A 14,043-nucleotide genomic window follows, 5' to 3' on the forward strand; every position below is an offset into this window, starting at 1 on the left:
GGTGTTGGTGTGGGAGTTGGCGTTTCTGTCGGAATCGGTGTTGGTGTGGGAGTTGGCGTTTCTGTCGGAATCGGTGTTGGTGTGGGAGTTGGCGTTTCTGTCGGAATCGGTGTCGGTGTCGGTGTGGGAGTTGGCGTTTCTGTCGGAATCGGTGTTGGTGTGGGAGTTGGCGTTTCTGTCGGAGTTGGCGTTGGCGTTGGCGTTTCTGTCGGAATCGGTGTCGGTGTCGGTGTGGGAGTTGGCGTTTCTGTCGGAATCGGTGTCGGAGTTGGTGTTGGCGTTTCTGTCGGAATCGGTGTCGGAGTTGGCGTTGGCGTTGGCGTTTCTGTCGGAATCGGTGTCGGAGTTGGTGTCGGAGTTGGAGTGGGATTAGAGTCATCACTATCATCATTGACAATAATGCCCGTACTTTGGTTGGCGGCGGGATCGATGGTGGCGTTGGTGGCGTTGTTGAGGGTAACGCTGAAAGTTTCATTCGCCTCAAATTTGTTGTCGCCGTTAACAATTACAGCGATCGTTTTTGTTAGCGCTTCTGGCGAATTAAAGATGAGATTACCGTCATTATCTTCGTAGTCGAGATCGCCTACAGTAGCAGTACCATCATCTGTCTTGTAGTTAACAGTAATGGGCAAACCAGAAGCATTGGAGAGGCTAACGGTGTAGTTGTAGGTAGTTGTGCCTGTATTGCCTTCAGCTTGGTCGATCGTGGCGGGGGCGATGCTGACAGTTGGAGGGTTATCGTTATCTGCAATTGTCAAAACAGCATTGTTGTATCGATCGCCAACTGTAGCATTTCCCGTTGGATTAGTTAGAGATAAATTAACCGTTTCGTCAGCTTCGTCGATCGCGTCATCGGCGATCGGAATAGTAACAATTTTTGGTGTCGTATCGCCTGTGGCAAAGTTAATTGCGATCGGCGTATTGGTGTAGTCAGCAGCAACAGCAGTACCATCCGTCAGCGTCAGCGTTGCCCCAACTGCACCTTTATTACCACCGATGCGATTGACGGTAATTGCAGTACCTACAACTGTACCGTTTTCATTCACCGTGTAAGCAGGGTTGCTAAATTGCAGTAAGCCAGGGGAAGGTTGAGAAAATTCCGAAGTATCGTTAGTTGTTAAGTTAGTAGCCGTAGTGACGATCGCCCCTGTTGCAGTTAAAGGCGGCGATGTAAAATTAGCATTGCCAGCAGCATCAGTCGTGACATTAACAAAGTTGAGATAAGTTTGTCCTTCCCCGTTACCGCTGGGATCTAGAACAGTATTGTCAAAAAATTCGACGCGGAAAGTTGTATTGGGAATGCTGTTGAGAGTGCCGCTAATAGTAATATTGCCGTTGCTAGCAGTTGCGGAGTTTAAAACAGGAAAATTTTGCAAGCCGTTTCCGCCTGTATCCCCGTCTCCCAAGTCGTTTGGGGTAACGCCGTCGGTAGTTAGGTTATCGGCATCGTTATCGAGCTCGATGCCTAAACCATTATTAGAAAAGATAGAATTGCCTAAAATTGCTACGCCGTTGCCACCTGTCACTTGAATGCCGCTGCTACCGCTAAATGCGATCGTGTTGCCTTCCCCCGCAGCGGTACCGCCGATGCGGTTATTCACACCAGCCTTGAAAGCTACGACGTTGCTGTACAAAGTATTGGGTAAAGGAGTGCTGCCGTCAGCTTGCGTGCCGATATAATTGCCGATAACGCGGTTGCCAGTTGTCTGGTCGCCAAGGAAATAGACGCCCATTTGATTGCCGGAAATGACATTGCCTTCTTGCGGTGTCGTGCCACCGATGATGTTGCTTTCGCCAGTAGCAATCCAGACGCCGACCGGATTTCCCAAAGCGGCAGTACCGCTGATATTTGTGCCGATATAGTTGCCGACAACCCGGTTTGTCGCAGGTACAACGGCTGAACCAGGCGCTTGTAGAAAAGCAATACCCGCAGTCTGACTGCCAGAAATGATATTGCGTTCTTGAGGCGTCGTTCCGCCGATAATATTGTTAGAAGCGCTGCCAATAGAGATGCCATAGATAGTGTTTCCTAGCGCTACATTACCCGTGATATCAGTGCCGATGAGGTTGCCGACAACTCGATTTTGATTGGCAGTTGGGCCGTTGATCGAAATTCCGCTACCGATGCCCACATTGCCAGAAATCAGGTTGTCCTGAATTAAGTTTTCAGGCGCATTGCGGATGCTGATGCCAGCGTTGTTGCCGATCGCAACAGTACCAGTAACATCAGTGCCAATACGGTTGCCGATTACTTGGTTGTTGCGTGCAGCGATGCCGGAAATCTCGATGCCAAGCCCGACATTTAAATTGTCGTTGCCAGAGATTAAGTTGTTCTCGATCCGATTATCTGGAACGCCATCAATCCAGATCCCCCTGCGGTTGCCCCGATCGACCGTACCCGCAAGATCCGTGCCGATGTGGTTGCTGAGGATCTCGTTGCCGCCATTGGTTTGCAAGCGGATGCCTGTAAAGATAAATCTGTTGATCGCTAAACCTCGCACGGTACTGTTCCCAGCAGTGATATCAAGTCCGACCATCTCAACTCCGGGGAGGTTGCCGCTGAGTTCCACCAGTGGCAAACCGTTATAGCCCGCGCCGCCTTGACTCCAACCATCGACGATCGCTGGATCGGAGATCGGCGGCAGTGCGGATAAAGGCTGAATTAATTGCTGAGAACCGATCGCCCCGATATTAAAGGCGATCGTGTCGCGATCGGCTGCAGTACCCAATGTACCGTTAATCTGTGCTTGTTCTGCCACTGTCAAAGCAGGAACATTCAGAGTGCCATTCGCAACCAGAATTGCCTCTCTGAGGGTGAGGACGGCATTCCTGATATTCGAGTCATCTGTGCTATTAACGGTAATGGTAGCAGCCATAATTTTTGTCCTTATACCCTGGTGTTGGCGAGGTTAGGCTATTGTTGGTGAGGCGATCGATAATTGCGATCGAGCTCGGCAATCAACTTGCTTCTAAACCAGTTTATTTTCTAAGAACAAAAGCGACCAGGGGAGTAAAATCAGGCGTTTCTACAAGGACTGACAGTAAAAACTCAGGTTAAATCAGTTAAAATAGGGAAAAGTCAGGGTAACTTTCCAGTGCAGGAACAACTGCTCTCTTGCAAGCATCTGCATACTTACGTATATGGGTACTTACCCGTCAATCCCATGAACTCAGAATTAGAATTCTCTTGGAGCAAAACCAAAGAATCTGCCGATCGCATTTTTGCTCAAAACACCGGCAAACATCTCAGCGACATCGAAATGAAAGTCCTTCAAGGTTCCTGGGAAGGAAAAAGTTACGATGAAATCGCCAAAACTTACGGCTACAGTGCTGAATACCTCAACAAAGATGTCGGCAATAAATTGTGGCACAAGCTTTCAGAAGCTTGTGCAGAAAAAATTACGAAGAAAAATTTTAAAGAAGCTCTGAGGAGATTTGCATCGCAAGAGTCCACTCAATATATTAACACCAACCTGCTCTTACAACCACTGACTGCGGCAAATTTGCAGTTTCCCGAAGGCTCGGTATCATTAGATTCTCCTTTTTATGTGGAGCGTTGCAACATTGAATCTTTGTGCTGCGAGACAGTTGTGAAACCCGGTTCGCTGATTCGGATTAAAGCACCGGAGATGATGGGCAAAACTTCACTGATGAACCGAATTTTAGCTGGCGCTGTTCGGGAAAACTATCACGCAGTTTATCTTGATTTGAGCGCTGCCGACCGAGGAATATTAACAAATCTTGATAAGTTTCTGCGCTGGTTGTGCTTGATGGTAAGCCGACAGTTAAAGTTAGAAAACAAGTTAAACGAGTATTGGGATACGGATATTTTGGGCAGCAACGATAACTGTACGGTTTACTTTGAAGAGTATTTGCTGGCAGAAACAGAAACGCCTCTAGTTTTGGGCTTGGATGAAGTCGATCGCATATTTCCCTACACCGAAGTAGTTGAAGATTTTCTGGGGATGCTGCGAAGCTGGCACGAAAAAGCCAAGATTTCGGATATTTGGAAAAAACTGCGGTTGGTAATGGCGCATTCTACGGAAGTTTATATTCCTTTAGATATGAATCAATCTCCGTTTAATGCGGGGGTTCCGGTTGAGTTGCTGGAGTTTGACAGCCAGCAAATTCACGATTTAGCTCGGCTGCACGGCTTGGATTGGGATGAGGGGCAGTTGCGAGAGTTAATAAGTGCGATCGGCGGACATCCTTATTTAGTAAGATTGGCAATGTATGAGATTAGTTGTGGCAAAATCTCATTAACTCAGTTATTAAAAAATGCGGCATCAGAATCTGGAATTTACAGCAGTCATTTGCGAAAACATTTGGAAATACTGCAACACAATCCCGAATTAGCTTTGGCTTTGAAAAAAGTTGTTAATTCGGCCGAACCAGTTGAATTAGATTCGATGCAAATTTACAAATTACACAGCATGGGAATTGTGCGGCGGCAAAACAATTATGTCATGCCGCGTTGCAATTTGTACCGCGAGTATTTCTGCCGTGTTTTAGGTTAAAAAGCGGAGATGAACACCTGATTGGGGTTGACATTGGTAATATTTTGATCTTGCACAACACCAATCAAATCACCCTTATAGAAGATTCCAGTGTCTTGGGCATTGCTACCTTCCCAGTTGCCAAGCCCAAGGGAGTAATCATAATTGAAAAGGCCTTTGATTTGGATTTTATCGGTTTGAGCTAAACTAAAGTCCGTAATTGTGGCGTAGCCATTTCCGAGGTAGTAAACGCTATTTGCGTCACCCAACACGAAGGTATCCTTTCCAATGTCACCCGTGAGGGTGTCGAATTCATTTTGCCCAAAGCCGAAACCAGTAAGTTGATCGTTACCGCTTCCGCCTAAGAGAATGTCGTTGCCCGTACCGCCAAGTAAAGCATCGTCTAAAGTACCGCCAATCAGCAGATCGTTACCAAGGCCGCCAACTAGATAATCGTAGCCAACGCCGCCATATAAAGTGTCATTACCAGCCCCACCATCGAGAACGTCGTTGTTAAACCCACCATCTAGATAGTCATTTCCACCAAGACCCGACAATATGTCGTTTCCTGCATAGCCAGAGATTGAGTCATCTGCATTAGTTCCAACTAGCTTTGGTTTGTCGATACCATCGTCATTGAAGTTGGTGCCATTAATAATTGCCATTTCAGTTGCTCCTGGTTGTTCAAAATTAGGACCTAGAGATTGAGCGAAACCCACGTAGATGAATTTTGTTTGTGTAGGCAAGGGTGCAAGTTCGATGACGGGCGTCGCCACATTCGACTTGCACCCAGACGAGCGGTTTCCAACCGCAGGCAAGCGGGGTCTTTTCTCTTAAGTTGACACGCCAAGAATGGGCGGAGCGAAGCGGAAGGTGTGCAGCGCCCTACAGATAGAATTACACAAAAGAAAGGGTTAAATCCGCAGCCATTGTGTCAGAAACTACGGCAATCATGTCACCTTGGTAAAATATTTTTGTGTCTTTCAGAGAGTCATTGCCGTAATCGTAGTAGCCCGATACAAATTCGTAGTCTTGCTTTTGACCGACCATCAAAATTGCATCTCCATCGGCTTTCTTAAAGTCCCGAATAATTGCATAAGCGTGTTCGCCTAAGCCATCTAAGTAAGGAACTTCAAACTCTGGGCCGTCGATAACTAGCGAGAATGTATCGGCTCCCGAACCGCCAATTAAGGTATCGACTTCATAATAATCGTATCCTCCGTCATTATTGCTGTGACCGATGAGAATGTCATTCCCGCTATTGCCTTCTAGCCAATCGGAATCGCCACCGCCATAGACTTTATCATTGCCAGTACCGCCAAATAGGAAGTCGTCACCGTCCAGGCCTTTGAGTGTATCTGCACCGCCACTGCCAAAGATGGCATCGTCCGTGTAATGCTTTCCTACTAAGTAGTCATTTCCTGGCGTTCCCTGTATGTTGTCATTGGGTAAGCCACTGATTTTATCGATGCTGCCGAACAAACGGTTAGTAGAATCATCTTCTTCCCGAGGACGATCGGTCAAGTCTTCAAAAGCACCGAATTTATTGTGATTGGGATTCGGCGGTTTACCTGCATCGGGGTCTTCCGTCCGAGGAACATCGGTAAAGTCTTCAATCAAACCAAATTTATTAGGCTTAGGATTCGGATTATCTGAATCAGGGTCTTCCTTCCGGGGAACGTCGGTCAAGTCTTCAATCAAACCGAATCTCAGGGTAGAAATGTTAGCATCGGCGATCGTTCTAAGTTCTGTCATGGTAGTAATCCTATTTATGAGTGTATTCTGAGTTTGTCAAAGCGCTAAGTGTTTGTATTTGTTTGCTGCACCTTTCGCTTTCTGTTATTAGTGTCTTCGTAAAACTATTGAACTGCAATGGTGATAAAATCAGGTATTATAAGAACTGATAAATAGCTTCGCACTCGGAATTTATCGGAAAAAATCAGGTGCAGCCTGACAAAGCATCATCAAAATCAGCAAAAATCAGGTTTTTTGGTAAATAGCTAAATAGTCATGTTAGCTATCGTACAATCAAATCTAGATTTTAGTGCAGGCAATGATGAAAGAATCTCCAGTTAGTTATGAATATCAGATTGGCGGGAGTCTCCCAGCAGATGCGTCGAGTTACGTGACGCGACAAGCAGACTTGGACTTTTACGAAAGTTTGAAAGCGGGTGAGTTTTGTTACGTTTTGAATTCGCGGCAAATGGGCAAATCTAGTTTGCGGGTGCGGGCTATGCAAAAATTGCAAGCTGAAGGTACTGTTTGCGCTTTTATCGATTTAACTGGGATTGGTAAGGAAGATGTAACTCCCGAAAAGTGGTATGCAGGCATTGTCAATTCTTTGGTCAGTAGCTGTCAGCTAGGTAATAAAATTAATTGGCGAAATTGGTGGCGCGAACGCCGGGATTTGTTGTCTCCCGTGCAGCGATTTAGTTTGTTTATCGAAGAAGTTATTTTAGTTGAAATTTCCCAAAATATAGTTATTTTTATTGACGAGATCGATCGAGTATTGAGCATGAATTTTTCGGCTGATGAGTTTTTTGCTCTGATTCGCTGGTTTTACAATCAAAGAGTTGACAATCCTCTGTACCGGCGTTTGACTTTTGCGCTGTTGGGGGTGGCGACGCCTTCGGATTTGATTGCGGATAAAACTCAAACTCCTTTTAATATTGGTAAGGCGATCAATTTACGCGGTTTTCAGATTGATGAAGTGCAGCCTTTAATTGATGGTTGGAAGGGCAAAGTTGCCAATCCTGAAAGTGCGATCGCAGATATTTTGGATTGGACGGGGGGACAACCTTTTTTGACGCAAAAGCTGTGCAAGTTGGTGCTGGAAAAAGAGTTGAAGAAAGTTAACCGCAGAGGCGCAGAGGGCGCTGAGAAAGACAGGCAGGATGCCTGTTCCACCCCCACAGAAAGGCATCCTGACTGTTCCACCCCCACAGACAGGCAGGATGCCTGTTCCACAGAAGAGGAGGGAGTTGAGGGGTTGGTGAAGTTGCAGATTGTCGAGAATTGGGAGTCTCAGGATGAGCCTGAACATTTGAAAACTATTCGCGATCGCCTTTTGAGAAATCAGCAAAAAGCGGGGCAGTTATTGGGGCTTTACCAGCAGGTTTTGCAATCCGCGAACCCCCCCCAACCCCCCCTTAGCAAGGGGGGGCTAAATGCTGCTAATTCACCTCTGGGAGAGGAAGAAATAGCCACTCTTGCTCCCCCCCTTAGCAAGGGGGGGCTGGGGGGGGCTATTGCTGATGGCAGTCCCGAACAAACAGAATTGCGACTGTCAGGTTTAGTGGTGCAACAGCACGGAAAATTAAAAGTTTATAACCGAATTTATGCCGAAATTTTCAATCTTGAATGGGTGGAAAAACAGTTAGGAAAGCTGCGGCCTTATTCGGAAAACTTTAATGCTTGGAATGCTGCCAATTTTGAGGATGATTCGCGGCTGCTGCGGGGTCAGGCACTGCAAGAAGCTTTGGAATGGGCAAAATATCAAAGTTTAAGCCATCTGGATTACCGCTTTTTAGCGGCGGCTCAAGATTTGGAAAAGCGAGAAGTTGAATTGGCTTTTGCACTGCAAGCTGAGGAAAGTCAAATATTGGCACAAGCTAATCAAACTTTAAGTCTGGCTCAGCATCAAGCTAAAACAGAGTTAACGTTAGCTAAAAAACAAGCTAGAAGGATAATTGCGATCGGTTCGACAATTTTAGGGATATCTTTAGCAGCAGCTATCGCCGTACAATTGCAAGTAATTAAAGCCGATCGAGAACTCGCAGAAACCAAAATAGTCCTCGAAAGTTTGTCCTCAAAGACAACTTTAGCCTCCAACCCTTTTCCAGCACTGATCGAAGCACTGCTTGCAGCACATAAACTTAAAAAATTAGAGGCATTCAGTCCGGCAAAATCCGAAACTAAGATGCAAGTATCGATCGCCCTCCAACAAGCGCTTTACAGCATCCGAGAGCGCGATCGGCTCCTCGGCCACCAAGCTGCCGTCAAAAATGTCGTTTTCTCGCCCGATGGCAAAATCCTCGCATCCGCTAGCGAAGACGATACTGTCAAACTCTGGAACCCAGACGGCATATTGCTCAGAACCCTCACCGGACACGGCGACAACATTTGGACTGTCAGTTTCTCACCTGACGGCAAGACGATCGCATCTGCTAGCGAGGATGCTACTATCAAACTCTGGAACCTCGAAAACGGCACAGAAATTAGAACCCTTACCGGGCATAGGGGCTGGGTGAGAGGAGTCAGTTTTGCTCCCGACGGATTGGCGATCGCATCTTCGGGTTCCGACGGCACTGTCAAACTCTGGAATCCAGCAGACGGCACTTTGCTCCAAACCTTTACTGGGCATAGGGGCTGGGCAACGAGCGTCACTTTTTCGCCCGACGGGTTGGCGATCGCATCTTCGGGTAGCGATCGCACTGTCAAACTCTGGAATCCAGCAGACGGAACCGAAATCGCCACGCTGAAAGGCCATACCAACGCTGTCAGAAGTGTCAGTTTCTCCGACGACGGCAAAACCCTAGCATCCGCTAGCGAAGACGGTTTAGTCAAGCTGTGGGATGTCCAAAACCTGACTCTCCTCAAAACCCTGCAAGCCGATAGCAGGGAAGTCTGGAGCGTCAAATTCAGTCCTCGGGGCAGCAACACCCCAACTCTGGCTACCGCTAGCGAAGACGGCACCGTCAAATTGTGGAATTTATCGCAGTTAGGAAACATCGAGCCGCAAACGCTCAAAGGACACAGCGGCAGGGTTTCGAGCCTTAGTTTCAGTCCCGACGGCCGCACTTTGGCAACGGCAGGTACCGATCGCACGGTACGACTCTGGAACCTCACCGGCATCGAACCGAAAGTTCTAGAAAGCCACCGCCGTCAGGTTTTGAGTGCGAGTTTCTCGCCCGACGGCAAAACAGTTGCCTCCGGTAGCAGCGATCGCACTGTTAAATTGTGGAATGCACAAAACGGCAGCGAAATCAAAACTTTTCTAGGACATCGAGGTGCTGTCACCAGCGTCAGTTTCGCCCCTGACGGCAAAATTTTAGCATCCGCAGGAAGCGATCGAACTATTAAATTGTGGAACCTAGAAACTGGCAGCGAAATCAAAACTCTTTCAGGACATCAAAGGGGAATTGATAGCGTTGTTTTCAGTCCCGACGGTAAAATTTTAGCATCAGCAGGAGTCGATAAAACTGTTAAATTGTGGCATCTAGAAAGCGGTGCCCAAATCAAAACTTTTACAGGACATCTCGAAAGAGTTAGAAGTGTCACATTCAGTCCCGATGGCAAAACTTTAGCATCCGCAGGGAACGATCGCACAATCTATTTCTGGGCTTTAAACAATTTAGAATCTACCCCAAGAAGGATTTTCAGAGCGCATAACAGCCGAATTACCAGCCTCCGTTTCAGTCCCGACGGCAAAATTTTAGCATCTGCTTGCGATGACAGCACCATTAAATTGTGGAATGCAGAAACCGGCACCGAACTCAAAACTATTCAAGCACACGGAACTTGGGTAAAAAGCATTAGTTTCAGTCCCGACGGCAAAACAATCGCATCTGCAAGTTTCGATCGCACAATTAAACTGTGGAATGTAGCAGAGGGCCAAACGCGATCGGAGGCGCGGCCCCTACAAACTTTTGAGGGACATAGCGATCGAGTTAATGACGTTAACATCAGTCCCGACGGGAAAACTCTTGTTTCTGCCAGCGATGATTCTACTTTAAGAATCTGGAATTTGGAACTTGATGTAGATAGTTTAATGAAACTGAGTTGCCAATGGCTGAGCAATTATATTGCTCATCATCCCGAAGAAAAAGCGATAGCCGAAATCTGCAATCCTTAAAAAACAGGACTTACACAATGGGCATCGTTAAACAAAGGTATGTTGTTGCGCTTCAGCGCTATTTGATATCCTAAGAGCGCTGAAGCGCAACAACATACCTAAAAGTCTTGTGACTGTTGCGTAAGTCCTGAGATTAAAGAATTGGCAACGACTAATGAACTAAGGGTTTAGTTCACGGCCCTACAGTTGCATTCTTTTTTTACTGGTATAAACAAGCGCCCAACATATAGCTGGGTATTTAAGTTTCTTTTGTAAGTAGTCTGACAGTAATTCCTTCTTGGCAAGACATTTTCATTGTAAAAAATGTTGTTTTTTTGATAATAAACATTACTTGCTTTTGGCTTTTACGGCCCTAGACTCCACTGTGAATCCTGGAATATCTTGCAGTTCTGTTTCGCTCAAACTGTACTGTTCGCAAACCAAACTCAAACGAGTTCCGGTACTTTTAACAGCGTTGACAGAGTGAGTCAAATCTCCTTGAAAATAGACCAGCGAGTTCGCTTGCGGCTTAATCTGCCCGACTTGCTGTTTGTTGCGCCGCAGTATCAATTCTCCCCCTTGCAAGTTCGGCGGCACTTGCACGTATAAAACGCTGACGGCTGCGGGAGGTTCAACAGTTTTGCAGTACGATCGCAAAGATCGATCGATATGCGGATCGACGCGGGAACCTTCACCCAGCAACAAAGGGTTGAGGTAAAAAGCATTGCATTCAGGCTGTAATGCTTGGTCAAGATAGGGTTTGAACAAAGGGAACCGCCGTTCTACTTCGGCGATTTCCGAACGTTGAAACACCACTGAAAAGCCTTTTGTGCCAATGAAATCACGGTTGAGGTTGTTGATTGCTAGATAAGGGGAGGCTAGAATTGCTCCTCGCAAGTCGTTGAGGTAGTCGATCGAGAAAGCGTTAGGATGTTGGCTATAGTATTTCAAGGCACTCAAAAATAATCAAAGTTTAAGGAAACAGCAGATAGAGATGCAGCAATCGCTCAGACTTGGGATTGCTTCGTTCGGGGCAATGATCTAATAATGTTTAGAAGCAGTTTTAAACCTCCGGCGGCAAGTCCACGCTGTAGAGAATTTTGCCTTCAAGGTTGTGCAGCGCCACAGTCATCACCTGACTATCGCCATTAATTTTAACCGTACCAAAGAACTGAAAACCTTTTGTAGGAGGTAGATTTTCTACTTCAGGCAGTGACAAACTTTGGAACTTAACAAGGGGACCAAAAGTATTATCAAGCTTATTTGGTCCGTAAGTTCCAGCGTGAAGCGGCCCGGCAACAAACTCCCAAAACGGTTTAAAATCAGTGAATTGAGCTTGACCGGGATCGTAGTAGTGCGCGGCAGCATAATGCACGTCAGCGGTCAGCCAAACGACATTTTGGATATTGTTTTGCTGGATAAAGCGCAACAATTGGGCAAGTTCTAGTTCGCGTCCTAATGCAGGACCATCTCCATTGGCGAGGTTCTCAAATTTGCCGCTGTCTTTGCCATCTTCAATCACCAATCCGACTGGCATATCGCTAGCAATTACTTTCCACCTTGCCTTTGAATTCTGCAATTTGTTCTTTAACCAGCTAACTTGGGCATTACCCAAAAACGCTGTTTCTTCACTTGCTGCTGTCTGACGGTTGGTAGTGTTTAGTCCTCGGTAGCTACGCATATCCAGCATAAAAATTTCCAGGGAAGAACCGTAATTAAAGGAACGGTAAATCCGTTCTGGGTCGTTGGCATCGAAGCGCATCGGCGTATACTCCATAAATGCTTGCTTGCCTCGCGCTGCCAGTAAAGAACTGCTTTTGACTTTATAGCGGTCATCGCTCATTAGCATCTCGCCGGGATACCAGTTGTTTGTAGTTTCGTGGTCATCCCACTGAACTAGCTGAGGCACTTCGGCGTTGAAGCGCCGGATGTTATTGTCTAGCAGGTTGTAGATGTAATTTCCGCGAAACTCTGTTAAGGTTTCAGCTACTTTTGACTTTTCTTCTGTTGTAATGTTTTTCCAGATGCTACCGTCGTCAAGTTTTACCTCAGATTTAATCGGACTATCTGCATAGATGTAATCGCCAGAATGAATGAAGAAGTCTGGCTTAAGCTGTCTGATAGTTTCATAGATTTTCATGCCGCCCCATTCAGAATTGATACCCCAACCCTGTCCGGCGGTGTCTCCCGACCAGGCAAAAAAGATGTCGCGCTTGCTGTTTGGAGGTGTGCGGAAACTCCCCGTAACGGGGGCGCTGTAGATGTTTGGATCGGCTAAATTCTGGAAGCTGACTCGGTAGAATATTTGCCGGTCGGCTGGTAGGTCAATCAGGTTAATACGCGCCGTGTAATCGCTAGTTTCCAATGCTGCAGGTCCGATGATGCGCTGCACGTTGCCGAAGGAGTCGGCGGTGTCATATTCGACTATCATCCGGGAGGAGCGATCGCACCGACTCCAAATCACGGCACTGTTGCCGGTAATATCACCGCTAGCAACACCGTATGGAATGCTGGGGCGCATCCGATCCGACGTGATAATTGCCGGTGCAGAAGATTGTGCTAACCCAGATTTCGATCGCAGGTTTGCGACAACTATACCGCTACCTGCAATTGCCGAACCGAGTAGAAAATGGCGGCGGCTGAGTTGGTCTTTTTTTTTACCTTTCATGGGTACCCTCATCTTTAAAAATATCGAGACTGTACTTCTGCTAATTTGTGATGTACGCAACAATCAGCAAATTCACCGCTGTTCCTGAGACGCCTCGAACTGTGAGGAGGAAAACAACTCCCACAGACAAAGGCAGGTTTTATATCAAGTTTTAGTGTACCCAAAATAAAGGTAGCAGGCGATCGATGAAAAAGCAACCATCTCGACCGCAAAAGCACGATATTAACCATGTGTCTTCGCTTTTTCCTCTGCTAGTGCTTTCGCTCAACCAGCAGCAGCTTCCAAAGAATCATATAAACCTTGACTAGCTACTTTGTTCTGAACATCCAATGGGATTAAACCTGATTCATTAAATAATTAGGCTACCACGAAATTTTGTAGCAACAGTTGATCGGAGTGAGATAACTTTTTGAGGAGGGGTAAAATTTCGGTAACAGGCATAAGTTAAAGGTTTAATAAACTTAGGTAACATTTATTTTAGATTCTTTAGCTCTCACCTTTACAATACTCCCAGGCGATCGGGTTAATCAGGCGGTGGATCGGACGGATCAGAGATATTGGGGTTTTGCTCCATGAGATAGATCGTTGTAGTTCAGCCTTTTGTCAGATGACAACCCTTAACTCGTGAAAGCAAAATCGATAATATTTCTAGTCAGAGTGTATGCCACAATACTTCGGAAAACTTCAAAGAACCGAACAGCCTTGGTCAACAATCGGTTCGGTAGAATCCATAAATAAAACCGATCGCACAATTCACTTTAATTGCGGCGAAACTTCCCTAAACATCAGCATCCTCGCACCGAATTTAATCCGAGTGCGAATGTCCCCGACAGGTGAATTTAACAGCCGATCGCACTCAATAACTGTCCCTGACGAAGAGTGGAAAATTACACCATTTGAAGTGCGAGAAACAGACGAAAAAATAGAAATTGAAACAGCACAAATAAAGATTTCAGTCAAGCGATCTAGTCTGGAGTTTAGACTAAGCACAAATTTACTCAGAAGGAGCTGAGTAGAAATTATGGTGAATTTAGAGAGAGATTCCC

Annotated in this window: 8 protein-coding genes; 3 read left to right on the top strand and 5 right to left on the bottom strand. The window is 46.3% G+C overall.

From position 1 onward, the window contains the following. On the bottom strand, window positions 1–2,876 hold a 2,876-nt coding region (locus QUA13_RS26445; RefSeq protein ID WP_333203322.1), incomplete at its 3' end, for a Calx-beta domain-containing protein. Window positions 2,877–3,164: 288 nt separating this feature from the next. On the opposite strand from QUA13_RS26445, the gene QUA13_RS26450 reads away from it, so the two are divergent. Beyond that, window positions 3,165–4,517: an AAA-like domain-containing protein gene (locus QUA13_RS26450; RefSeq protein WP_333203324.1), complete on the top strand. Its 1,353-nt coding sequence runs from the start codon at window positions 3,165–3,167 to the stop codon at window positions 4,515–4,517. On the opposite strand, the gene QUA13_RS26455 is transcribed toward QUA13_RS26450, so the two are convergent. Beyond that, entirely contained in the window at window positions 4,514–5,161 is a 648-nt protein-coding gene (locus QUA13_RS26455; protein WP_333203326.1) for a calcium-binding protein, read from the bottom strand. The two genes, QUA13_RS26450 and QUA13_RS26455, sit on opposite strands and share 4 nt — an antisense overlap. 232 nt (window positions 5,162–5,393) lie before the next feature. Further along, window positions 5,394–6,251 carry a calcium-binding protein gene (locus QUA13_RS26460; protein ID WP_333203327.1) on the bottom strand — a complete coding sequence of 286 codons (858 nt, stop codon included), beginning with the start codon at window positions 6,249–6,251 and terminating at the stop codon, window positions 5,394–5,396. Window positions 6,252–6,549: 298 nt separating this feature from the next. Between QUA13_RS26460 and QUA13_RS26465 the strand changes: the two genes are divergently transcribed. Then, window positions 6,550–10,350, top strand: coding sequence for a WD40 domain-containing protein (locus QUA13_RS26465; RefSeq protein ID WP_333203329.1), 3,801 nt, complete (start codon window positions 6,550–6,552; stop codon window positions 10,348–10,350). 327 nt (window positions 10,351–10,677) lie between these two features. On the opposite strand, the gene QUA13_RS26470 is transcribed toward QUA13_RS26465, so the two are convergent. Then, a complete protein-coding gene (locus tag QUA13_RS26470) occupies window positions 10,678–11,280 on the bottom strand; it encodes a 2OG-Fe(II) oxygenase (RefSeq protein WP_333203331.1) in 603 nt (200 codons plus the stop codon). Between the two features lie 112 nt (window positions 11,281–11,392). Then, window positions 11,393–12,997 (bottom strand): alkaline phosphatase D family protein, encoded by a 1,605-nt coding sequence (locus QUA13_RS26475; RefSeq protein WP_333203333.1) that lies wholly within the window; start codon window positions 12,995–12,997, stop codon window positions 11,393–11,395. A gap of 661 nt (window positions 12,998–13,658) precedes the next feature. Between QUA13_RS26475 and QUA13_RS26480 the strand changes: the two genes are divergently transcribed. After that, on the top strand, window positions 13,659–14,009 hold the full coding sequence (locus tag QUA13_RS26480; protein WP_333203335.1) for a DUF4968 domain-containing protein: 351 nt from the start codon (window positions 13,659–13,661) through the stop codon (window positions 14,007–14,009). Window positions 14,010–14,043: the final 34 nt, after the last annotated feature.

The sequence above is a fragment of the Microcoleus sp. S28C3 genome, assembly GCF_036700785.1.
Lineage (GTDB): Bacteria > Cyanobacteriota > Cyanobacteriia > Cyanobacteriales > Microcoleaceae > Microcoleus > Microcoleus asticus.

Bases quoted from the DNA above. Each gene is read 5' to 3' on its own strand.
- QUA13_RS26450 (WP_333203324.1), top strand. From the start codon at position 3,165: ATGAACTCAGAATTAGAATTCTCTTGGAGCAAAACCAAAGAATCTGCC.
- QUA13_RS26475 (WP_333203333.1), bottom strand. From the start codon at position 12,997: ATGAAAGGTAAAAAAAAAGACCAACTCAGCCGCCGCCATTTTCTACTC.
- QUA13_RS26465 (WP_333203329.1), top strand. From the start codon at position 6,550: ATGATGAAAGAATCTCCAGTTAGTTATGAATATCAGATTGGCGGGAGT.
- QUA13_RS26480 (WP_333203335.1), top strand. From the start codon at position 13,659: ATGCCACAATACTTCGGAAAACTTCAAAGAACCGAACAGCCTTGGTCA.
- QUA13_RS26460 (WP_333203327.1), bottom strand. From the start codon at position 6,251: ATGACAGAACTTAGAACGATCGCCGATGCTAACATTTCTACCCTGAGA.
- QUA13_RS26455 (WP_333203326.1), bottom strand. From the start codon at position 5,161: ATGGCAATTATTAATGGCACCAACTTCAATGACGATGGTATCGACAAA.